Origin of the sequence: Paraburkholderia sp. BCC1886, assembly GCF_900996245.1 — a bacterium.
Lineage (GTDB): Bacteria > Pseudomonadota > Gammaproteobacteria > Burkholderiales > Burkholderiaceae > Paraburkholderia.
This window is the reverse complement of sequence record NZ_CAAJGK010000045.1, coordinates 22,812-46,142: the sequence shown is the minus strand read 5'-3', so window position 1 is coordinate 46,142 and position 23,331 is coordinate 22,812. Positions and strand designations below refer to the sequence as shown.

Below are 23,331 nucleotides of genomic sequence, written 5' to 3'. Positions count from 1 at the left end.
GCCCGTGAGCTTGCCAATGACGAGCCCACGCACCGCCAGGCCGGTCCCTTGCCTGCTCGGCCCGACGGCTTCGGGTAAAACCGCCGCCGCGCTGGCGCTGGCCGCGCTGCGCCCGGTGGAAATCGTGAGCGTCGATTCGGCGCTGGTCTATCGCGAGATGGATATCGGCACCGCCAAACCGACGGCCGAAGAGCGCGCCAGCGTCCCGCATCATCTGATCGATATCGTGGACCCACGCGATGCTTACTCCGCTGCCGAGTTTCGCGCCGACGCGCTACGGCTGATCGGCGAGATCGACGCGCGTGGGAATCTGCCATTGCTCGTCGGCGGCACGATGCTGTATTACAAGGCGCTCACCCAGGGGCTGAACGACCTGCCCGCCGCCGATCCCGACGTGCGCGCGACGCTCGACGCGGAGGCTGCGCGGCTCGGCTGGCCGGCGCTGCACGCGCGACTGGGCGAAGTGGATCCGCTCACCGCCGCGCGTCTCGCGCCGAACGATTCGCAGCGCGTTCAGCGCGCGCTGGAAGTGTTCGTGCTGACCGGACAGCCGATGTCCGCATTGCTGGCCGCGCCGGCTCGCGTAGACGACAGCGCGGCAGGTTGGCGCTTCGTGCCGATCGCGCTCGAACCTTCCGAGCGCAGCGTGCTGCACGCGCGTATCGAACGGCGTTTCGATGCGATGCTGGCCGGCGGTTTCGTCGATGAAGTGGCGAAGCTGCGCGAGCGCGGCGATCTGACGCCCGACATGCCGTCGATGCGCTGCGTCGGCTATCGGCAGGTCTGGGAATATCTGGACGGCGCGGTCGATTATCCGACCATGCGCGACAAGGGCATTTTCGCAACGCGGCAATTGTGCAAACGGCAACTCACGTGGCTGCGCAGCATGACGGAACGGATGGTGGTGGATTGCTGCGATGCCGCGGCGACCGGGCGAGTCGTGGGCTTGATCGAAGAACTGCTGGGGTGAGATCGACTGCGGGTCGACGGCGGGGTCGACAGCTGCGCAGCGCTTCTGATTCAAACGCTGCGCAGGGGCCGACTGAACCGCTTACTGCTTGTTTTTAAACCACCACTGTTTGAGCTTCACCGGCCGCGCTTTCGCGGATCACGCCGATTTTCCAGACCTGCTCGCCGGCAGCGGAGAGCAAACCGATAGCGGCATCCGCATCCGCCGCCGACACCACGACAGCCATACCGATACCGCAATTGAACACGCGATGCATTTCCGCATCCGCCACGCCGCCGTGTTTCTGCAGCCAGGCGAACAGCGGCGGCAGCGGCCAGCCACGGTGATCCAGCTCGGCCGTCAAACCTTCGCGCAACACGCGCGGAATGTTCTCGACCAGCCCGCCGCCGGTGATGTGCGCCATGCCTTTGACGGCGATCTGCTGCATCAGCGCCAGCAACGGCTTCACATAAATATGAGTAGGCGCCATGAGCGCGTCGGCGAGCGTTCGGCCGTCGAAATCCGCATTCAGGTCGGGCTGGGCGCGCTCGATGATCTTGCGCACCAGCGAAAAACCGTTCGAATGAATACCGCTCGATGCCAGACCCAGCACCACGTCGCCCGGAGCGATCGTGCTGCCGTCGATAATCTTGCTTTTTTCTACCGCGCCGACCGCGAAACCGGCCAGGTCGTATTCGCCGTCCGGGTACATGCCGGGCATTTCCGCCGTTTCCCCGCCGATCAGCGCGCAACCCGACAGTTCGCAGCCATAGGCAATGCCCTTCACCACTGTCGCCGCCGTTGCGACATCCAGCTTGCCGCAGGCGAAATAGTCGAGGAAGAACAGCGGTTCCGCGCCTTGCACCAGAATATCGTTCACACTCATGGCCACCAGATCCTGGCCGACCGTGTCGTGCTTGTTGAGTTCGAACGCGAGGCGCAGCTTGGTGCCCACGCCGTCCGTGCCCGACACCAGCACGGGTTCCTTGTATCTCTTCGGCACTTCGAACAGCGCGCCGAAACCGCCGATGCCGCCCAGCACGCCGTCGCGCATCGTCTTCTTGGCAAAGGGCTTGATGGCGTCGACGAGCGCGTCGCCCGCGTCGATGTCCACGCCGGCGTCGCGATACGACAAACCTTGGGCGTCAGGGGCGGATTTCGGTTGATTCATGGGGAAGAGCAAGAAGGTCGGTAAAATGCGATTTTACCCGATGCCGGCCTGCTGGCCGGAATTTGAATCATCCGCTTCGAATCCGCGCCGACGACACCCGGGAAACCTGCCTGCATTCGCGCGAATGGCGGCAGAACTATCTGGCGAGCACGCTTTATAACAACTGACCGGCTCATGGCTGCTCGACGCCGCAGCGAGGCCCGAAGCCGGGCCACTTGCGGACCCGGCCTCATTTTCAGGCATTAACCTACTGTGCTTCGTCAACTGACGCTCGATCTCGGCACCCCGCCGCCATCGACATTCGACAATTTCTTCGCCGGCGCCAACGCGGAACTGGTGACCCGGCTGCGTGAGCTCGACAACGCGCTCACCGCCGGCCCCGTGCCCGACCGCTCGTTCTACGTCTGGGGCGAGGCGGGCAGCGGCCGCACGCACCTGCTGCAGGCGCTCGTGCACGAAGCGCCGCCGGGGCATGCGCGCTATGCCGGCCCGCAGAGCAGCCTCGCGGCGTTTTCCTTCGATCCGCGCGTCTCGCTCTATGCCATCGACGATTGCGACGGCCTGTCCGCCGCGCAGCAGATCGCCTTATTCAATCTGTTCAACGAGGTTCGCGCCCACCCGACCTGCGCGCTGGTCGCCGCCGGCAACGCGGCACCGATCGCGATGACGGTGCGCGAAGATCTGCGCACACGCCTCGGCTGGGGGCTCGTATTCCATCTCGCGCCGCTGCCCGACGAAGGCAAGGCCGCTGTGCTCAGACACGCGGCGCGCGAGCGCGGCCTGATGCTCGCCGACGACGTCCCCGCTTACCTGCTCACGCATTACCGGCGCGACATGCCGAGCCTGATGGCGCTGCTCGACGCGCTCGACCGCTTCTCGCTCGAACAGAAACGCGCAGTCACGCTGCCGCTGCTGCGCACCATGCTGGCCTCTCCCGATGCCGAAGAACGGCGCGCCGGCGCGCCCTCATCCGCATCCTTCGCCGCATCAAGTAAAATAGGCCCCCATGGCTAATCTCGCACTCTTCGACCTCGATCACACGCTCATTCCCACCGACAGCGACCACGAATGGGGCCGCTTCATGGTGAAACAAGGCATGGTCGACGCCGACAATTTCGCCCGTGAAAACGACCGCTTTTTCGCCGATTACAAAGCCGGCAAGCTCGACATTCATGCTTATCTGAACGCCATGCTCACGCCGCTCGCCAACTACTCGCGCGCGCAGCTTGCCGACATTCACGCGCAGTACATGCACGAGGTCATCACACCGACCATCCAGCAGGTCGCGCTGGACCTCGTGAAGCAGCATCAGGAAGCCGGCGACCTGTGCTGCGTGGTCACCGCCACCAACGAATTCATTACGCGCCCCATCGCGCTGGCCTTCGGCGTCGACACGCTGATCGCCTGCGAAGCGGAAACCGTCGACGGTCACCCCGACTCGCCCTACACCGGCCGCCCCACCGGCACGCCGAGCTACAAGGAAGGCAAAATCGTGCGCACCGAGGCGTGGCTCGCATCGCTCGGCAAAAGCTGGGCCGACTTCGAACATAGCTATTTCTACAGCGACTCGCACAACGACATTCCGCTGCTGGAAAAGGTCACCGACCCGATCGCGACCAATCCCGACGACACATTGCGCGCCCATGCGCAGGCCAAAGGCTGGCGCATCCTCGAACTCTTTCAACCCTCGTGATAAAAAAACTCATCCGCAAGCTATTCGGCCAGGACTCGGCGCCCGCTGACGACATTCCGCCCGGCGACGCCGACGCCGACACCGATACCGGCGACGCCACGGCGCGCCCGGCCTCGAGCACCGGCAGCACTGCCCGGGCACGCCGCAAACCCGCCCGCGGCGAGCACTCGACCAAAACCGTGCGCGACCCGGATGTGCCGGTCATCATTCCGCACGACGTCCACGGCATCGATCAGGCGCTGATCTCGCGCAACGCGATTCGCGTCACCGAAGGCCTGCAACAGGCGGGGCATCGCGCGTTCATCGTCGGCGGTGCGGTGCGCGATCTGCTGCTCGGCATCAAACCGAAAGACTTCGACGTCGCCACCGACGCGACGCCCGAACAGGTGCAGAAGCTGTTCCGCCGCGCGCGCATCATCGGCCGGCGTTTCCAGATCGTGCACGTGCAGTTCGGTCAGGAAATCATCGAAACCTCGACGTTCCGCGCGCTGGTCGATCCGCCCGCGGCAGACGCCGCGCCGCCGCGGCGCCTGAAGCGCGACGAACTCGACCGCCGCACGCACGCGGTGGACGCGAGCGGCCGCGTGCTGCGCGACAACGTCTGGGGCGAGCAGCACGAAGACGCCACGCGCCGCGATTTCACGATCAACGCGATGTACTACGATCCGGCCACGCAAACCGTGCTGGACTATCACAACGGCATGGCCGACATGCGCGCGCGTCTGTTGCGCATGATCGGCGACCCGGCCACGCGCTATCGCGAAGATCCGGTGCGCATGCTGCGCGTGGTGCGATTCGCCGCCAAGCTCGACTTCGAGATCGAAGATGCGAGCCGCGAGCCGATCAAGGGCATGGCCGACCTCATCAACAACGTGCCGGCCGCGCGTCTGTTCGACGAGATGTTGAAGCTGATGCTCTCGGGTCATGCGCTCGCGTGTTTGAAGCGCTTGCGCCAGGAAGGCCTGCATCACGGCCTGCTGCCCTTGCTCGACGTCGTGCTGGAACAGCCGATCGGCGAAAAATTCATCACGCTCGCGCTGTCGAACACCGATGCGCGCGTGCTGGCCGGCAAACCGGTCTCGCCAGGCTTCCTGTTCGCCACCTTGCTGTGGCACGACGTGCAGCAGCGCTGGCAGAAATTCGAAGCGGACGGCGAATATCCGGTGCCCGCGTTGCATCGCGCGATGGACGAAGTGCTCGACATGCAAACCGAGAAACTCGCTATCCACAAGCGCTTTTCGTCGGATATGCGGGAGATCTGGGGGCTGCAGTTGCGCCTCGAGAAACGTTCGGGAAGAGGCGCGCTGAAGCTGCTGGAACACCAAAGATTTAGAGCGGGGTATGATTTCCTCCTTCTGCGCTGCGAGTCGGGCGAACTCGACGAAGCGGTGGGAACATGGTGGACGGAGTTCATCGAAGGAGACGTCGCCGCGCGTGAGACTTTGCTCACGCAGGGCGGGAAGGACCGGAGTCCCAGAAAACGACGGCGGCGCGGTGGCGCCAGAAACCGCAATACGGGCGACGGATTGGAGGGCGGCACGCCAGCCGAACGCACAGCCGACAGTACGGGCCCGAGCGGCCCGCACGAAGACTGACGCAGCGTTCGCTCGCGCCGTCGAACGACAGTTGCAGGAAGTGATGCCATGACGGTTGCCTATCTCGGCCTCGGCGCGAATCTCGGGGACGCGCGCCAGACCCTGAAAGACGCGGTGGTGTGTCTCGCACAACAGCACACCATCAACGTGCTCGCCAAGTCGAGCCTGTATCGCACTGCCCCGATCGACGCGGGCGGCGACGACTATTTCAACTGCGCCGTGAAGCTCGACACGACGCTCCCCGCGCGGCATCTGCTGGCCTTGTGCCAGAAGATCGAACATCACTTCGGCCGAGAGCGGCCGTTTCGCAATGCACCGCGCACGCTCGATCTGGACATCTTGCTGTACGGCGATCAATCGATCGACGAGGCCGATCTGATCGTGCCGCATCCGCGTTTGATCGAGCGCGCGTTTGCGCTCGTGCCGCTGGTCGAGATCGACGCGGCGCTGGACATTCCCGGGCACGGCCGCGCCGCTGCGCTGCTCGACGGCGTGAGCGATCAGCGGATCGAAAAAGTGCAGCCGCCCTGCCAGTGTCCAATGCTCAATGCGTTGAACAATGCCCGCGCGGGCGTCGGCAAAGGCCGCTGCGGATGAACTCGCCGCCGCTCACCGTCACCGCGCCGCAACTGCGCCCGCCGTTCCGTTATCTTGCGATCGAAGGACCCATCGGCGTCGGCAAAACCTCGCTGGCGCGGCGGCTGGCGCAGCGCTGGTCGATGCAGGAACTGTTCGAGCGCCCGCAGGACAATCCTTTTCTCGAACGTTTCTACCGCGACACCGCACGCTATGCGCTGCCCGCCCAGTTGCACTTCGCGTTGCAACGCGCCCAGCAGGCGCAGGAGGTCGCGGCGGCGCATCTGTCGGGCACTGCGCTGATCGCCGATTTCATGACGCAGAAGAACGACATCTTCGCGCGTCTGACGCTGCAGGAAGACGAGTGGCAGTTGTATCGCGCGCTCGCCGCGCGGCTCGAAGCCAGCGCGCCCGCGCCGGATTTCGTGGTGTATCTGCAGGCGAGTCCCGAAGTGCTGTTCGCGCGCATCCAGAAGCGTGCCGTACCAATGGAACTGCAGATTTCCGATGCGTATCTGCGTGCGCTGTGCGACGCGTACAACGAGTTCTTCTATCACTACGACCGCACGCCCGTGCTCACGGTCAACGCCGAACATCTGAATCCGCTCGACTCCGACGCGGACCTTGCACTACTGGCCGATCGCATCGAAACGATGCGCGGTCGCAAGGAATTCTTTGTCAAAGGCACGTCGCTTTAAAGCGGCGCGGCCACCTCTTTTTTCCCCGAACGGATTTGCCCATGACTTATTTGCAGGAAGCGAGCCGCAAGGCCGTCACCGTGCCGAAACTGCAGGCGATGCGCGAGGCCGGCGACAGGATCGCCATGCTCACCTGTTACGACGCGAGCTTCGCGGCGCTGCTCGATCGCGCGGGCGTCGACGTCCTGCTGATCGGCGATTCGCTCGGCAACGTGCTGCAAGGGCAGACGACGACGTTGCCTGTGTCGCTCGCGGACATCGCGTATCACACGGCTTGCGTGGCGCGCGCGCAGACGTCGGCGCTGGTGGTGGCCGATCTGCCGTTCGGCACTTACGGCACGCCTGAAGAGGCGCTCAAAAGCGCCGTGGAATTGATGCGCGCGGGCGCGCAGATGGTCAAGCTCGAAGGCGGCGAATGGCTCGCGTCAACGGTGCGCTTCCTGGTCGAACGCTCGATTCCGGTGTGCGCGCACGTGGGTCTAACGCCGCAATCGGTGCATGCGTTTGGCGGCTTCAAGGTGCAGGGCAAGACCGAAGCCGCCGCGAGCCAGGTGCTGCGCGATGCGACTGCGGTGCAGGACGCGGGTGCGCAACTCATCGTGATCGAAGCGATTCCGACGCTGCTCGGCAGCGAGGTCACCCGGCAACTGAAGATTCCGACGATAGGGATCGGCGCGGGGCTGGATTGCTCGGGTCAGGTGCTGGTGCTGCACGACATGCTGGGGATTTTTCCCGGTAAGCGGCCGCGCTTCGTAAAGGACTTCATGAACGGGCAGACCAGCATTCTGGCCGCGGTGGAAGCGTATGTGCGGGCGGTGAAGGAGAAGACGTTTCCTGGGCCGGAGCATACGTTCTGAGTTCGGGCTCGGCGCTTAGCGCTTAGCGGAGGATTCGTGCGGGTAGCGCGCCCCGTAGTGCGTTGCAGATCAGCAGGGCTTCGGCGTTGAGCACGTCCGCGCGGGTCAGGATTCTTTCTTCGGGCTGCAGGTCCGCGTCTTCCAGCAGGACGGCGCGCATCACGCCGGGCAGCACGCCCGAAGTCAACGGCGGCGTCCACCAGCGGCCCGCCAGTTTCACGAATACATTCGAGCGGCCGCCTTCGGTCAACTCATCGCGCTCGTTGAAGAAGAGCGTGTCGAATGCGCCTCTTTTCTCCGCCTCGCGCCAGCCGCGATCGTAGTCGGCACGCTGGGTGGTTTTGTGTTGCAGCAGTGGGTCGTGAGCGACGGTATTTTTGAAACCGTGGTCTGGTGCCAGCAATACATTCACGACGTCCCCGGCAAGCGGCGTGAGCACTGCGCTCGTGATGCTGATTGTGCCGCTTTTGTTCAGCGTCACTCGCATCCGGTGGGGTGTTTCTTTGGCAAGCCCGGCGCACTGCCGGGCTATCTGCTGGCAGAGTCGGGATGCGTCGTCGAAGCCGAATGCGAAGCCGAACGCTTTGGCGCTCGCCGCCAGTCTTGCCAGATGACGCGACAGATGTCTGACGCCCGCTTCGTTCGTCGCGTGCAGGGTTTCGAAGAGTTCGAAACCTGGGTCGGCGGCGGTCAGAAAACGCGCCTTCAACTGACACTCCGCGTATTCCTGAGCGGCGATGCTGTCCAGCACGATGCCCGCGCCTACGCCCATCTGGCCTTTGAATGCATCGCGCTGCGAGGTCGGTGTCAAGGTCAACGTGCGGATGGCGACCGACAAACAGAAGTCACCGCAGATGCCGTCGGTAAGCGGTGTGGCCTTGTTAGTGGCCTTGTTCGTGGCCTTGTTAATGGCCTCGTTCGTGGCCGCGTCGAGCCATCCGATCGCGCCGGTATAAAGACCTCTCGGCGTGCTCTCGAGCGAGTCGATCAACTGCATCGTGCGATATTTCGGCGCGCCGGTGATCGAGCCGCAAGGAAAGAGCGCGCGCACGATTCCGGCGAAGTTCGTGCCTTCTAGCAGTCTCGCCTGCACGGTCGAGGTCATTTGCCACACGGACATGTACGGCTCGATCGAGAACAGCGCCGGCACCGTGACCGAGCCGATCTGTGCCACGCGCGAAAGATCGTTGCGCAGCAGGTCGACGATCATCAGGTTTTCGGCGCGGTTCTTCGAGTCGTTGGCGAGGAACTCGCTGGCCGCGCGATCCGCGGCGGGATCGTTCGAGCGCGGCGCGGTCCCTTTCATCGGCCGCGCGCGCAACGTCGCGCCCTCTTTCTCGACGAACAGTTCCGGCGAACAGGACAGCACCCACTGGCCGTCCGGCAACGCGATCAGCGCGCCGTAAGGCACGGGCTGACGCGCGCGAAGCCGCCGATACAGCGCGACCGGTGGCCCGAACACATCGAAATCCAGCCGATACGTGTAGTTGACCTGATACGAATCGCCCGCGCGCAGAGCGTGGTGGATGGCGTCGATTGCCGCGCCGAATTGCGTCTGATCGACGCTCGCCTGCATGTTCAGCGTGCCTGCGACCGACGGTTCCTCGCAGGCGTCGCGTGATGGGTTGTCTGCCGGACGGTCTTGCGCGGCGAGCCAGGCGTCGACCTCATCGCGTGCGAGTTTGTCGCAGCGTTCGAACAATAAAAAACGCAGCGTGGCATTGCCACACTGCGTTTTCTGTTCCGGACCGGCCGCTTGCGCGAGATGCCGGCCGAATTCGAAGTCGGCGAGCACGATGGCATGCAGGCCATGCTGCATGTCGACCTGCGCCGCGTTGCACACCGATTCGAGTTGCGACGCGTCCACACAGCGATGTTCACGCACGAACTTCGTGTATAGACGGCTCGACCGACGCGCCGCCGTCGCATGGCTGTCGTCGAGCAGCGCGAACACCGCGCTGGGTTCATCTACTGTCATGCGAACCGCCAACTACTTCATTCACCGCGTCAGTCGAAAAAGCTCTTCACTCGATCGAACCAGCTTTTGCTTTGCGGGCTATGCCGCGAGCCGCCTTCCACCAGCGCCTTCTCGAACTGCTTGAGCAGATCGCGTTGCGGTTCGGTGAGCTTGACCGGCGTTTCGACCTGCACATGAACGTACAGATCGCCGGCAATACTCGAGCGCAAACCCTTGATGCCCTTGCCACGCAGACGGAACGTCTTGCCCGACTGCGTACCTTCCGGCACCGTGAAGCTGGCGCGGCCGGCGAGCGTCGGCACTTCGATTTCACCGCCGAGCGCGGCCGTCGTGAACGGAATGGGCATCTGGCAATGCAGGTCGTCGCCGTCGCGTTCGAACACCGAGTGCTGCTTGATATGAATTTCGACGTACAGATCGCCGGACGGACCGCCATTGATACCCGGCTCACCGTTGCCGGCCGAACGGATCCGCATGCCGTCGTCGATACCTGCGGGAATCTTGACTTCCAGCGTCTTGGTTTCCTTCACCTTTCCCGCGCCGTGGCAGTGACCACAGGGCTCGGGAATAAAGGTGCCCGTGCCGTGGCACTTCGGGCAGGTCTGCTGGATGCTGAAGAAGCCCTGCGACATACGCACGGAACCCGAACCGCTACAGGTCGGGCAGGTTTCCGGTTTGGTCCCGGGCTTGGCGCCCGAACCATGACAGATTTCGCACGACACCCAGCTCGGCACGCGGATTTGCGTGTCGTAGCCGTGCGCGGCCTGTTCCAGCGTGATTTCCATGCTGTAGCGCAGGTCGGCGCCGCGATACACCTGCGGGCCCGCGCGGCCGCCACCGCCGCCTCGGGCCGCGCCGCCGGCTGCCTGACCGAAGATGTCGCCGAAAATATCGCCGAACGCATCGGCAAACCCGCCGAACCCTTGTGCACCGGCTCCGCCCATGTTCGGATCGACGCCGGCGTGTCCGTACTGATCGTACGCACCACGCTTTTGCGAGTCCGAGAGCATTTCATAGGCTTCCTTCACCTCTTTGAATTGCTCTTCCGCATCCTTGTTGCCCGGATTGCGGTCGGGGTGGTGCTTCATCGCCAGCTTGCGATAAGCCTTCTTGATTTCGTCGTCGCTCGCGTTCTTTGCGACGCCCAGAACCTCGTAGTAATCCCGTTTCGCCATGTCGGTTCAACGCCACTTGCGCAATGGGGCGCAGTGGCTCCTCTTGAATGCTGGAGTCTCACGACTCGTCCGGCCGCCATTCTCAGCCGCGTCGACGCGGCTCAAAACAACGTCCTCCATAAAACAAATGTGCCCGGCGAGCCCAAAAGGCTCGCCAGGCGCGATTACCGCTCTTGCGTTTTCCGGTTGCCCCGAACGGATACAGAGTCCGCAGCAGCCCGGACAGCCAGGCCGCACACGTTGTTTCCGGGTGCGGCGCCGTGGTCCATTTGCGCTCGATTCGTAGTCAACGTACCGCCGCTATTCGACTCGACCTCAGTCCTTCTTCACTTCCTTGAAGTCTGCGTCGACCACGTCGTCCTGCTGGCTCGCGCCACCGGCCGATGCACCCGCGCCTGCCGCACCGGCTGCCGCTGCTTCGGCACCCTGTGCTGCCTGCATGTCCGCGTACATCTTCTCGCCCATCTTTTGCGAGGCGGTTGCCACGGCTTCGATCTTGGCTTCGAGTTCGGCCTTGTCGCTCGAGCCGCTCTTCAGCGAGTCTTCGAGGTCCTTCAGCGCGGTTTCGATCTTGGCCTTCTCGTCGCCTTCCAGCTTGTCGCCGTACTCGGTGAGCGCCTTCTTCGTGCTGTGGACCAGCGCGTCGCCATGGTTACGGGCATCGGCCAGCTCACGCGCCTTATGGTCTTCTTCGGCGTTTGCTTCGGCGTCCTTCACCATCTTCTCGATTTCGGCTTCGGACAGACCCGAGTTCGCCTTGATCGTGATGCGGTTTTCCTTGCCGGTTGCCTTGTCTTTCGCGCCGACGTGCAGGATACCGTTCGCGTCGATGTCGAAGCTCACTTCGATCTGCGGCGTGCCGCGCGGTGCCGGCGGAATACCTTCGAGGTTGAACTCGCCGAGCAGCTTGTTGCCCGCTGCCATTTCGCGTTCGCCCTGGAACACCTTGATCGTCACGGCGCCCTGATTGTCGTCGGCCGTCGAGTAGACCTGTGCGTGCTTGGTCGGGATCGTGGTGTTCTTGTTGATCATCTTCGTCATCACGCCGCCGAGCGTTTCGATGCCGAGCGACAGCGGAGTCACGTCGAGCAGCAGAACGTCCTTGCGGTCGCCCGACAGAACCTGACCTTGAATCGCGGCGCCAACAGCGACGGCTTCGTCCGGGTTCACGTCACGGCGCGGGTCTTTGCCGAAGAATTCCTTGACCTTGTCCTGCACCTTCGGCATACGCGTCATACCGCCGACCAGAATCACGTCGTCGATTTCGCCGACCTTGACGCCCGCGTCCTTGATGGCCACACGGCACGGCTCGATGGTGCGTTCGATGAGTTCTTCGACCAGCGCTTCCAGCTTCGCACGCGTGATTTTCAGGTTCAAATGCTTCGGACCCGATGCGTCGGCCGTGATGTACGGCAGGTTGATTTCGGTCTGCTGGCTCGACGACAGTTCGATCTTGGCTTTTTCAGCCGATTCCTTCAGGCGTTGCAGGGCCAGCACGTCTTTCGACAGATCGACGCCCTGCTCTTTCTTGAACTCGGCAATGATGTAGTCGATGATGCGCTGGTCGAAGTCTTCACCGCCCAGGAACGTATCGCCGTTCGTGGACAGCACTTCGAATTGCATTTCACCGTCGACGTCGGCGATTTCGATGATCGACACGTCGAACGTACCGCCGCCCAGGTCATACACCGCGATCTTGCGGTCGCCCTTTTCGGCCTTGTCCAGACCGAATGCCAATGCGGCTGCGGTCGGCTCGTTGATGATGCGCTTGACTTCCAGACCAGCGATGCGGCCTGCGTCCTTGGTAGCCTGACGCTGGCTGTCGTTGAAGTACGCGGGAACCGTGATCACTGCTTCCGTGACCGGCTCGCCAAGATAGTCTTCAGCGGTCTTCTTCATCTTGCGCAGGACTTCCGCCGAGATTTGCGGCGGCGCCAGCTTCTGATCGCGTACGTCGACCCATGCGTCGCCGTTGTCGGCCTTCATGATCTTGTACGGCATCAGGCCGATGTCTTTCTGCACTTCTTTTTCTTCGAAGCGGCGGCCGATCAGGCGCTTGACCGCGTACAGCGTGTTGCGCGGGTTGGTGACCGACTGACGCTTGGCAGGCGCGCCGACGAGAATCTCGCCGTCTTCCATGTAAGCGATGATGGACGGCGTGGTACGCGCGCCTTCCGAGTTCTCGATCACTTTGACCGAATTACCTTCCATGATCGCCACGCACGAGTTGGTCGTGCCGAGGTCGATACCGATGATTTTGCCCATTTTTTTAAATCTCCTGACTTTGATCGCTGCGGGAATCGCCTTGTTTTGCCATCTGGCGGAAAGGCGATCCGCTCTGAATTCCTAACCTGCACTCAACATAAGTGCGACCGCATCGTTTTCAAGACCTCTTTTGCGATGCGGTCTTTAATTTTTTTCAATCGTTCGAAGCTGGATGACGTCGCGGCCATAAGCCGGACGCCGGCATGTCGAAGACTGGGAGACCCGCGGGCTCAACGGGCGACAAGATTGACGGGCTTGCTGGAGCCGATCGCGGGCTAAGCCGCCCCGATGGCGAGGCTGGCTCAAAAGGAACCGCCCTGGCAAGCCTGCCTGAAACGACGCCCTTACACGCCCTTACTTCGGCGCTGCGACGGTCACGAGCGCCGGACGCAACACCCGGTCGGCGATCACGAAGCCCTTCTGCAGCACGGCGACCACGGTATTCGGCTCCTGCTCGGCCGGCACCATGGAAATGGCCTGATGGCGATGCGGGTCGAACTTCTCGCCGACCGGGTTCAGGGCAACGACGCGCCCCTTCTCCAGAGCGCCGGTAAGCTGGCGCAGCGTCAGCTCGACGCCTTCGCGCACCTTCTGCAGGTCGTCGGACGAGTGGGCGACCGCGGCCTCGAGGCTGTCGATAACCGGCAGCAGATGCTCGGCGAAACTTTCGATCGCGAACTTGTGCGCCTTGGTCACGTCTTCCTGAGCGCGGCGACGTACGTTTTCGGTTTCGGCCTTGGCGCGCAGGAAGCTTTCCTGCAATTCCACAATTTTCGACTGGGCTTCGGCCAACGCGGCTTCCACGCCAGCTGCGGGTGTCTCAGTCGCACCGCCGGCTGCCGGGTCCTGCTGGGATGCTGCGGCCTCGGCGGCCTGACGCGCGGTTTCGTCGGCGGGCGTGGGATTCTGGCTCGTCGGGTTCTCTTGCGTGTTTTCCATGTCGCTGAAAGTCGGTAAAAGGTAATTGCCAATAAATGCCAACGTGGCGGCAACGCGCCAAAGCAGGGGCGCATTGTGCGTTGCAAAAGAGCTACAGACAAGGCGCCGCGTTGCCGCGTATCGAAACGGCAGGTGGGGCCGGAAAGACCCATTTCAAGCGCCTTCGCGAAGTTTTCGCCATTTCGGCCAACACGCGGAAACGCGCCGTTACAACCATTATCGTGGCGCAATCAGATAGAGATTGAGTGCTATCTGCAACTGGCCTATGCTCCACTAAAGCTTCAAAACGGCGTGTTAACCCTGATCTGACAGCCGCCTTTCCAACACCTTGCAGTTCCCGCCGATTCGCCAGTTCCTTTTGCACCTTCCCGAGGGGAGTCCCGTGAAACTGACCTTTGCAATCTCGGTGGTCGCATTGGTCTTGATTGCGGGCACCACGACCATCTGTATGTCCGGCGCCGTCAACGACCACACTACCGAGTACGGTGGCGTGCACGCCACCATGGAACAGCTCTTCAATCCCCACCTGAAAGTTTGTCGATAGTGCGCCGGTCGCGTTTAGTCGGCCGGCCGTGCAATGCGGCCGCCGGCTCCCGATAAGTTTTACGGCGCTCCTGCTCGACCTGCCGCTTTACCTTGCTCTCTTCGGTTTCTGCGTAAAGCGTCTGTGCAATGCTCGCCGGCCCCCGCACGTCGCATACGCCCAGCACCTCGATCTGCCAGACGATCCGCTCGATCTCGACCTCGACCAGGTCGCCCACCCGCACGTCTTTCGCCGGCTTGACGCTGGCTCCGCCAATCCTCACGTGACCTTTCTCGACCGCGTCGGCCGCGAGCGAACGCGTCTTGAAAAAGCGCGCAGCCCATAACCATTTGTCGATACGTAGTTTCGCGCCCGGTTCGGTCGAAATTTGGTAGTTCATGGCGGGTTCAGGCTCCCGTGGTGTGCGGCACCGGCAATGCCTGCACTGGCCAGCCCTGCAGATTCTGCGCGACGATTTCGCCCAGCGCGGCTAGCCACACGGGCGACGCGTTCAGGCAGGCAATGCGGTGAAACTCCTTGCCGCCCGCGTGAAGAAACTCGTCGCGCACTTCCATGCCGATTTCCTCGATCGTTTCGAGGCAGTCGGCGGTAAAGCCCGGACAGAACACATCGGCACGCCGCACGCCCGCCGCCCCCAGCTCTTTCAGCGTGGGCGCGGTGTAGGGTTGCAGCCACTCCGCCTTGCCGAAACGCGACTGGAACGTGATCCGGCATTCCACCGACGTCAGCTCCAGTGCCTGCATCAGCAATGCACCGGTTTGCTGACACTGCTCGTGGTACGGATCGCCGAGATTCATCGTGCGCTTGGGCACGCCGTGGAAACTCAGCACCAGCTTGTCGCCCGCCGCGAAGTCCGGACGGCCGTGCTGCTGCCAGTATTGATGCACCTGCGCGGCCAGCGCGCCGATATAGGCCGGATGGTCGGCGTAGTGCCGCACCGTGCGGATTTCCGGCTGGTTGCGCATGCGCTTGAGCGCAGAGAACGCGTCGTCGAAAGCCGTAGCGGTCGTCGACGACGAATATTGCGGATACATGGGCACGAGCAGCACGCGTTCGGCGCCCGCCAGCTTCAACTGGTTGAGCATCGCCGGAATGCCTGGCGTGCCGTAGCGCATCGCATAGTCGACCAGCACCGTGTAGTCGTTCAGATGCAGCAGGTGACGCAGACCTTCAGTCTGCTTTTCGGTGTGAACCCGCAGCGGCGAGCCTTCGGGCATCCACACCGCCGCGTATTTCTTCGCCGACGCGCGACCGCGGAAAGGCAGGATGAGCAACCGCAAGATGATCTGCCAGAGCAACGCGGGAATTTCGACGACGCGAGGGTCGGACAGGAACTGCGCGAGATAGCGGCGGACTGCGCGCGGCGTCGGCGCGTCGGGCGTGCCGAGATTGATCAACAGCACGGCGACGCGGTGCGACGTGGCGTTCTGCGATGGCCGCTCGAGGTCGAAGCGCATAGGCAGCAGGTGCGCCGCGGCAAGCGGCGAGTCGGTTCAGGAGGAAATCATTATAGCGGCGGGGTCGCGGCGAATTTCGCCCGTCGTCCTAGGCCATTCGGCCGATTGGCAAGCCGCGTGGCGTATCGCATCATTTGCGGCATGGGACGAAAGCGCGGCAGCCGGGCTCACGCTTACTGCTGGCTAAGCGTGAGCGAGAGCAGCCGCGCGGTAATGTCGACAATCGGAATGACCCGGTTATAGGCCATGCGGGTCGGCCCGATCACGCCAAGCGTGCCGACGATCTTCCCATTCACTTCGTACGGCGCCGTGACCACGCTCATTTCTTCGATGGGCACGAGATTGGACTCGCCGCCAATGAAAATCTGCACCCCCGCGGCGTGACTCGACACGTCGAGCAACTGAAGGAGACTCGTCTTTTGATCGAACACATCGAACAGTTTGCGCAAGCGCGCCATGTCCGACGAGAGGTCGGCGACTTCGAGCAGATTGCGCTCGCCGGAAATCAGCACGGTTTCGCCCGTGTCGGCTTCGTCCGTGCTGGCGGTAACGGCGGCGTGCATCAGCGTGGTCATGTCGCCGCGCAGTTCGTCGATTTCCTCGCGCAGGCGGCGGCGCACGTCGTCGAACGAAAGTCCCGCAAAGTGCGCGTTGATGTAATTCGACGCCTCGACCAGTTGCGACGGCGAAAAGTCGCGCTGGGTGGCCATGATGCGGTTCTGCACGTCCCCTTCGGGCGTCACGATGATCAACAGGATGCGCTTGTCGGACAGGCGCATGAATTCGATCTGCTTGAACACGTGGCTGCGCCGCGGCGTCAGCACCACGCCGGCAAACTGCGACAGGTTGGAGAGCACGCTGGCTGCGGCGGCGACGATCTTTTGCGGCTCACCGGCTTGCAGCGTCGTCTTGATGGTGCGCATCACCGCTTCTTCGTCGGCGGCGGATTCGACCGTCAGCATGGTGTCGACGAACAGACGATAGCCGCGCGGAGTCGGAATGCGGCCCGCCGAAGTGTGCGGGCTGATGACGAGGCCGAGGTCCTCGAGATCCGACATCACGTTGCGGATGGTGGCCGGACTGAGTTCGAGGCCGGAATAACGTGACAGCGTGCGCGAGCCGACCGGCTGACCTTCGGCGATGTAGCGCTCGATCAGCGTTTTGAGGAGGGTTTGTGCGCGAGGATCTAGCATGACGGAAAATTTTAGCTCAATGACAACACGAACAATACGACCGCGAGCGCCGGCGACGCCCGCCACAGACTATCGCACGACCGCCCGGCAAGATGGGATTTTGCGAAAAGGATGGCGTCCTGTCCGACGCCGCGCCGCCCGCTTCCCCGTGACTTCGTGCCTGGCCAGCCACCCCTCGGGCGACCCGTCTGGCAGCGCACGAGCCCACTGTCGGCGGCGCGCCTGTCATCGAGGCGTCACCATTCTAACGATAATCGTGCGATCGGCCGGCGGCCCGTGTCTGCCAGCGAGCTTACAGGGACTTCGGCCCGCGCCTCGGCAAGCGTCTCGGCCCGCGCCTCGGCCATCAACCCGGACATCAACCTGGCCATTAACCTGGCCATTAACCTGGCCGGCGCGGCAGCCAGGACCACAGCCACCGTCGCGGCCGGCACCACAGCCAGCCTCCCGACCAAGCTGCCGCAGTCGCGCGATCGACCCGCTGCGCCGTTCTTTTCAGGCCCTACCTATGGTGTAATGCCGGCATGCAAGTGACCAGTCAGTTCAAGACCGTCGCCCTCGTGGGGCGCAACAACACGCCCGGCATCGGTGAGCCGTTGACAGCGCTCGCCTCGTGCATCGCCAAACGCGGTTTCGACGTCGTGTTCGAAGCCGACACCGCCGCGGAAATCGGCATCACCGATTACCCGGCGCTGCGTCCCGCCGAAATCGGTGCACGCGCGGACGTCGCCGTCGTGCTCGGCGGCGACGGCACGATGCTCGGTATAGGGCGTCAGCTGGCGCCCTATCGCACACCGCTGATCGGCATCAACCACGGCCGGCTCGGTTTCATTACCGACATTCCGATCTCCGATATGAGCGAGATCGTGCCGCAAATGCTGACCGGCAATTTCGAGCGCGAAGAACGCGTCCTGCTGGAGGCGCGCATCATGCGCGACGGCAATGCGATCTATCACGCGCTGGCCTTCAACGACGTCGTGGTGAACCGTAGCGGCTTCTCGGGCATGGCGGAATTGCACGTGTCGGTGGACGGGCGTTTCATGTACAACCAGCGCTCGGACGGGCTGATCGTCGCCACGCCTACCGGTTCGACCGCCTACGCGCTGTCGTCGCAAGGGCCGATTCTGCATCCGCAACTGCAGGGCATCGTGCTGGTGCCCATTGCGCCGCACGCGCTGTCTAACCGGCCCATCGTGTTGCCGGACGACTCGAAGGTCAGCATCCAGATCGTCTCGGGCCGCGAAGTGAACGTCAATTTCGACATGCAGTCGTTCACCTCGCTCGAACTGGGCGACACGATCGAAGTGCGCCGCTCGCGGCATACGGTGCCAATGCTGCATCCGGTCGGCTACAGCTACTACGCCACGCTGCGCAAGAAGCTGCACTGGAACGAATACCCTTCGCACGAAGAAGATCCGAAGCCTTGAGCGGACCCGAGCCACTGGAGCGCGGAGTCCGCGCCGCCACGCCAAACCGACCACCCAGTTCACCAGACGACCTCCATGCTTCGCCACCTCTCGATTCGCGACTTCGTCATCGTCGCCGCGCTCGACCTCGAATTCGATAGCGGCTTCACCGTCTTTTCAGGCGAAACCGGCGCTGGCAAGTCGATCCTGATCGACGCGCTGGCGCTCGCACTCGGCGCCCGCGCCGACGCCGGCGTGGTGCGCACCGGCGAAAGCCGCGCCGACATCACCGCCGAATTCGAGACGCACGAGCAGGTCGACCAATGGCTCGACGAGCAGGCGCTGGGCGCGCCGGCCGACGACGGCCACCATGGCGGCACCGTGATGTTGAGGCGCGTGGTGGACGCGAACGGCCGCTCGCGCGCGTTCATCAACGGCACGGCGGCGACGCTGTCGCAATTGCGCGAAGTCGGCGAAATGCTGGTGGATATACACGGCCAGCATGCGCACCAGTTGCTGATGCGCCCCGACGCGCAGCGCGAACTGTTCGACACCCACGCAGGCCTGACCGACACCGCCGCCGCCGTCACCCGCGCGTGGCGGACGTGGCGCGAAAAGGTGCAGGCCGTCGAGCATGCGAAAACCCGCGACCGCGAATTGCAACTCGAACGCGAGCGCCTCGCCTGGCAACTCACGGAACTGGACAAGCTCGCGCCGCAAGCCGGCGAGTGGGAAGAGGTGAACGCGGAGCATCACCGTTTGTCGCATTCGGCGAATCTGATCGACGGCGTGCAAGGCGCGCTCGGCGCCCTATCCGAATCGGACGAGGCGATGATCACGCATCTTGCCGCCATCGTCACCAAAGTGCGCGGCCTCGCCGACATCGATCCGGCGTTGAACGACGTACTCGCCGCGCTCGAACCCGCCGAAATCCATTTGCAGGAAGCGGCCTACTCGCTGAGTCACTACGCGCAAAAGCTCGAACTCGATCCCGAACGGCTCGCTCAAGTCGAAAAGCGGCTCGACGCCTTGCACTCCGCCGCGCGCAAATTTCGCCTGCAGCCGGAAACACTGCCGGAAGAACACGAGGCGCGCCGCGCGCAACTCGCCGCACTGGACGCGGCCGCCGACCTCGACAGCCTGAACGCTGCCGAAGCCAAAGCCCGCGAAGCGTTCCTCGCCGAGGCGAAAAAACTCTCGAAAGCACGCGCCAAAGCCGGCAAGGCGCTGGGCGCCGCGGTCACTACCGGCATGCAGGAACTGTCGATGCAAGGCGGCAGTTTCGACGTGACGCTGGTCCCACTCCCCGAGGGCGGCGCGCATGGGCTCGAACAGGTCGAATTTCGCGTCGCCGGTCATGCAGGCGTGCCGTTGCGGCCGCTCGCCAAAGTCGCATCGGGCGGCGAACTGGCGCGCATCAGCCTCGCGCTGGCGGTCATCGCCAGCGCGGCCAGCCCGACTCCCACGCTGATTTTCGACGAGGTCGATACGGGAATCGGCGGCGGCGTCGCCGAAGTGGTCGGGCGTCTGCTGCATCAACTCGGACAGGCTCGCCAGGTGTTGTGCGTCACGCACTTGCCGCAGGTCGCCGCGCGCGGCGATCATCACTTCCAGGTGGCCAAGGCCGGTAACGGCAAGGGCGGCACGACCAGCAGCGTGACCGCGCTCGACCGCGCGAGCCGCGTCGAAGAAGTCGCGCGCATGCTGGGCGGGCTGGAAATCACGGCGACCACGCGCAAGCACGCGAAGGAAATGCTGGCCGCCTGATTCAGAAACGCGGCTGGGTGTTATATAAACGGTCGCCGCTTACGACGCCGGTGTATAACGCCCGCTTGCGAGGCCAGCACAGCCCCGAAGCCCGCAACGCCCTCACCCAAAAACCCGCTTCCACAAAGCCAGCACCGCTTCCCGCTCGGCGCTCACCAGCGCCGGATCGACGCGTGCCTTTTCCATCCCGTCCAGCCGCAGCTTGTGCTGCAGACGTCGATAAGTCCGGTACGCCGCGCCGACGGTCTCCGCTTCCGCCTCGCTCATCAGGCCGAAGCGCGACACTTCGCGCAGCAGCGCGATATTGCCCGTATTGCGGATCAGCTCGGGATCGCTGGCGGCATGCAACAGCACCCAATACTGCACGGTGAACTCGATATCGACCATGCCGCCGCCATCGTGCTTCAGATCGAACAGCGCCGTGCGGTTCAGGTGCCCCGCTTCGACGCGCGCGCGCATCTCGACGATCTCCCGCGCGAGCGGTCCGGCCTCGCGCGGCGTGGTCAACACCCGCTCGCGGATCGTCTCGAAGCGCGCGCCGATCTCCGCATCGCCCGCGCAATATCGCGCGCGGCTCAGCGCCTGGTGTTCCCACACCCACGCGGTGTTCGCCGCATCGCCTTCACGCAGTTGATAACGGCGGAACGCGTCGAGGTCGGTGACGAGCAGGCCCGACGCGCCGTTCGGCCGTAGCCGTAAATCGACGTCGAACAGGGTGCCGGCGCCGGTCGCCATGGTGAGCCATGTAATCAGACGGCGCGCGTAAGTGGCGTAGACCTCGGCGGCGGCATCGTCGGGGTCGTCGTAGAGAAAGATCACGTCGAGGTCGGACGCGTAGCCCAGTTCCTTGCCGCCCAGCTTGCCGTAGGCGATCACCGCGAAGCGCGGCACCTCGCGGTGCCGCTTGGGCAGTTGCTGCCAGACCGCTTCGAGCGTGACGTCGAGCACCGCGTCGGCGAGTTCGGACAAGCGGTCGCTAACCCGCTCGACGCTGAGCTTGCCATCCAGATCGATCAGCAGAATGCGGAACACTTCGGCCTGATGCGCGTGGCGCAGCAAGTCCATCTGCTGCTCGACGCCGTCGGCGGCTGCGAGACGCAAGCGCAGCGAGCGCTTGAACTCGGGCCAGTCGAACGGGCTGTCCATCGCTTCGTCGTCGAGCAGTTCGTCGAGCAGTTGCGGATGGCGGATCAGATACCCGGCCGCCCAGCGCGAGCCGCCCAGCACCGACAACACCCGATGCAGCGCCTGCGGATACTCGGTCAGCAGCGCGAGATAAGCGCCGCGGCGGCTGACCGCTTCCAGCAGATCGAAGAACCGCGCCACCGTGTCGCCACGCCGCGCCGGCGGTTCGAGCGTGCGTGCGGCTTCCAGCGCGCGCTGCGCGACGATGTCGAAACGTTGCCGGCTGCGCTCCGCCAACCCCGCATAGCGCGACGACTGCCAGACCGCACGCAGCCGCGCGAGCAACTCGCCGGGCTCGTCGACGCCCAGTTCGATCAGTCGATCGCGCAACGCGTCGTCGGCGCTGTCGTCGGCGAGCGCGCTGCTCCACACCCACGCGGCGGCGCCGTCTTCCGGCGCGCCGCAGCCGTCGCGGCCGTTCACCTTGTCGGCGAAAATCTGGTCGAACTGCCGCTCGACGAATTCACGATGCGCGTCGAGCTTCGTCATCAGCGTGGCGTAGTCGTCGCAGCCCATCGCTTCGGCCAGCGCCGCCCGCTCGTCGGGATCGACGGGCATCGCGTGGGTTTGCGCGTCGTTGCGATATTGCAGACGGTGTTCGAGTTCGCGCAGGAAACGGTAGGCCTGCGAGAGTTTCACGCACACCGACGTGTCGATCAGCCCATGCGTGGCCGCATGCCGCAGCACGGCGAGCGTCGGCCGGATGCGAAAGCCCGCGTCCTGACCGCCGCGGATCAGTTGAAATACTTGTGCGCTGAATTCGATTTCGCGGATGCCGCCGCGCCCCAGCTTGATGTCGTCGGCCTTGTCGGGCCGCATCGACGCGCGCCGCTGCGCTTCCTGCCGAATCTGCAGATGCAGCGCGCGAATCGCGCCGATCACGCCGAAGTCGAGATAGCGCCGGTAGATGAACGGCGTGACGATCGCATCGAGCTGCTTCTGCATGCGCCCGGCCGCCTCGCTCTCGCCTTCGGACACGATCCTGCCTTTGATCCACGCATAGCGTTCCCACTCGCGGCCCTGCACGTAAAAATATTCCTCGAGCATGCCGAGACTACACACCAGCGGTCCGGAGTCGCCGTTCGGCCGCAGCCGCATGTCGACCCGGAACACGTAACCGTCGGCCGTCACTTCGGCGAGCGCGCCGATCAGCCGTTTGCCGAGGCGCGTGAAAAACTCCTGCGTGGCGATCGGCGAGCGCTGGCCGCCGGCCGTCTCGCCATCCTCCTCGTAGATGAAAATCAGGTCGATGTCCGACGACACGTTCAACTCGCGCCCGCCCAGCTTGCCCATTCCGACCACGCCGAGCGCGAGCCGCTGGCCCTCCGCTCCGCGCGGCTCGCCGTAGAGCGCTTCCAGCTCGGCGGACAGCACCGCCAACGCACGCTGGATCGTCGTTTCAGCCAGATCGGTCATCACGCCGGTTACTTCGGTGACATCGGCCTCGCCAGCCAGATCGCGCTCCATCACGGCGCAAAAGACCTCGGTGCGCAGCTGGCGCAACGCCCGTTTCAGTGCATCCTCGCCGAGTGCCGCGCCGGCCACGCCACCCGCCGCTTCCACGCACAACTCGTCGAAACGGGCGTCGATGCGCTCGCGCGTGAGCGGCGCCGAGGCCAGCGTCTCCACGAGTTCGACGAGCGCCGGCCGGGCTGCCACGGCGCGCGCTGCGTAATGCGAATAATTGGAACTCAGGAGGGTGGCATCGGTCATGAATGGTCTGGCTCGCTCGTTGCTTGAACAGCTTGGTTCAGATCGCCGTAGCACCGGGTCCGGCACCCTCGCGCAACGCGTGAGGCGGTTGGCCGTCAGGCTTGCAGCAAGGCTCGCCGAGACATCCCCGTGTGTTACATTTCGTCGTTAATTCGCAAAACTACCATACG

Annotated in this window: 18 protein-coding genes; 9 read left to right on the top strand and 9 right to left on the bottom strand. The window is 64.0% G+C overall.

All coding sequences use genetic code 11. The annotated features are described in order from the left end of the window. The first annotated feature begins 16 nt into the window (after positions 1 to 16). Positions 17 to 970, top strand: coding sequence for a tRNA (adenosine(37)-N6)-dimethylallyltransferase MiaA (miaA, locus tag FQ746_RS14945; protein WP_144110145.1), 954 nt, complete (start codon positions 17 to 19; stop codon positions 968 to 970). A 94-nt stretch (positions 971 to 1,064) separates the two neighbouring features. On the opposite strand, the gene purM is transcribed toward miaA, so the two are convergent. After that, positions 1,065 to 2,120: a phosphoribosylformylglycinamidine cyclo-ligase gene (gene purM, locus FQ746_RS14940; protein ID WP_144110144.1), complete on the bottom strand. Its 1,056-nt coding sequence runs from the start codon at positions 2,118 to 2,120 to the stop codon at positions 1,065 to 1,067. A gap of 252 nt (positions 2,121 to 2,372) precedes the next feature. On the opposite strand from purM, the gene hda reads away from it, so the two are divergent. The 6 genes from hda to panB are packed head-to-tail and all read left to right on the top strand — an operon-like array spanning position 2,373 to position 7,539. Further along, positions 2,373 to 3,134: a DnaA regulatory inactivator Hda gene (gene hda / locus FQ746_RS14935; protein WP_144110143.1), complete on the top strand. Its 762-nt coding sequence runs from the start codon at positions 2,373 to 2,375 to the stop codon at positions 3,132 to 3,134. After that, entirely contained in the window at positions 3,127 to 3,813 is a 687-nt protein-coding gene (locus FQ746_RS14930) for an HAD family hydrolase (RefSeq protein ID WP_144110142.1), read from the top strand. Before hda ends, FQ746_RS14930 begins: the two co-directional genes overlap by 8 nt. Further along, on the top strand, positions 3,810 to 5,408 hold the full coding sequence (gene pcnB / locus FQ746_RS14925; protein ID WP_144110141.1) for a polynucleotide adenylyltransferase PcnB: 1,599 nt from the start codon (positions 3,810 to 3,812) through the stop codon (positions 5,406 to 5,408). Before FQ746_RS14930 ends, pcnB begins: the two co-directional genes overlap by 4 nt. Positions 5,409 to 5,456: 48 nt before the next feature. Beyond that, on the top strand, positions 5,457 to 6,005 hold the full coding sequence (gene folK / locus FQ746_RS14920) for a 2-amino-4-hydroxy-6-hydroxymethyldihydropteridine diphosphokinase (protein WP_144110140.1): 549 nt from the start codon (positions 5,457 to 5,459) through the stop codon (positions 6,003 to 6,005). Further along, positions 6,002 to 6,682, top strand: a complete 681-nt coding sequence (locus tag FQ746_RS14915) for a deoxynucleoside kinase (protein WP_144110139.1) — start codon at positions 6,002 to 6,004, stop codon at positions 6,680 to 6,682. The genes folK and FQ746_RS14915 overlap by 4 nt, the downstream gene beginning before the upstream one ends. Positions 6,683 to 6,723: 41 nt before the next feature. Then, positions 6,724 to 7,539 carry a 3-methyl-2-oxobutanoate hydroxymethyltransferase gene (gene panB, locus FQ746_RS14910; protein WP_144110138.1) on the top strand — a complete coding sequence of 272 codons (816 nt, stop codon included), beginning with the start codon at positions 6,724 to 6,726 and terminating at the stop codon, positions 7,537 to 7,539. A 22-nt stretch (positions 7,540 to 7,561) separates the two neighbouring features. Here the strand turns inward: panB and pabB are convergent, their stop codons facing one another. The 7 genes from pabB to hrcA all read right to left on the bottom strand — a co-directional run bounded on the left by pabB (position 7,562) and on the right by hrcA (position 17,090). Then, complete coding sequence (pabB, locus tag FQ746_RS14905) at positions 7,562 to 9,517, bottom strand: aminodeoxychorismate synthase component I (RefSeq protein ID WP_144110137.1); 1,956 nt, start codon at positions 9,515 to 9,517, stop codon at positions 7,562 to 7,564. A 29-nt stretch (positions 9,518 to 9,546) separates the two neighbouring features. Next, entirely contained in the window at positions 9,547 to 10,692 is a 1,146-nt protein-coding gene (gene dnaJ / locus FQ746_RS14900) for a molecular chaperone DnaJ (protein ID WP_144110136.1), read from the bottom strand. Between the two features lie 315 nt (positions 10,693 to 11,007). Beyond that, positions 11,008 to 12,957: a molecular chaperone DnaK gene (dnaK, locus tag FQ746_RS14895; protein WP_144110135.1), complete on the bottom strand. Its 1,950-nt coding sequence runs from the start codon at positions 12,955 to 12,957 to the stop codon at positions 11,008 to 11,010. Between the two features lie 354 nt (positions 12,958 to 13,311). Then, entirely contained in the window at positions 13,312 to 13,896 is a 585-nt protein-coding gene (gene grpE, locus FQ746_RS14890) for a nucleotide exchange factor GrpE (RefSeq protein ID WP_144110134.1), read from the bottom strand. A 515-nt stretch (positions 13,897 to 14,411) separates the two neighbouring features. Beyond that, positions 14,412 to 14,819, bottom strand: coding sequence for an RNA-binding S4 domain-containing protein (locus FQ746_RS14885; RefSeq protein ID WP_144110133.1), 408 nt, complete (start codon positions 14,817 to 14,819; stop codon positions 14,412 to 14,414). 7 nt (positions 14,820 to 14,826) lie between these two features. Continuing rightward, on the bottom strand, positions 14,827 to 15,897 hold the full coding sequence (gene hemH / locus FQ746_RS14880) for a ferrochelatase (protein WP_144110132.1): 1,071 nt from the start codon (positions 15,895 to 15,897) through the stop codon (positions 14,827 to 14,829). Between the two features lie 173 nt (positions 15,898 to 16,070). After that, complete coding sequence (gene hrcA / locus FQ746_RS14875) at positions 16,071 to 17,090, bottom strand: heat-inducible transcriptional repressor HrcA (RefSeq protein WP_144110131.1); 1,020 nt, start codon at positions 17,088 to 17,090, stop codon at positions 16,071 to 16,073. 524 nt (positions 17,091 to 17,614) lie between these two features. Here hrcA and FQ746_RS14870 point away from each other — a divergent pair. Then, complete coding sequence (locus FQ746_RS14870; protein WP_144110130.1) at positions 17,615 to 18,517, top strand: NAD kinase; 903 nt, start codon at positions 17,615 to 17,617, stop codon at positions 18,515 to 18,517. A gap of 75 nt (positions 18,518 to 18,592) precedes the next feature. Beyond that, a complete protein-coding gene (gene recN / locus FQ746_RS14865; protein ID WP_144110129.1) occupies positions 18,593 to 20,263 on the top strand; it encodes a DNA repair protein RecN in 1,671 nt (556 codons plus the stop codon). Between the two features lie 102 nt (positions 20,264 to 20,365). Here the strand turns inward: recN and glnE are convergent, their stop codons facing one another. Beyond that, positions 20,366 to 23,161, bottom strand: a complete 2,796-nt coding sequence (gene glnE / locus FQ746_RS14860; RefSeq protein ID WP_144110128.1) for a bifunctional [glutamate--ammonia ligase]-adenylyl-L-tyrosine phosphorylase/[glutamate--ammonia-ligase] adenylyltransferase — start codon at positions 23,159 to 23,161, stop codon at positions 20,366 to 20,368. Positions 23,162 to 23,331 lie beyond the last annotated feature (170 nt).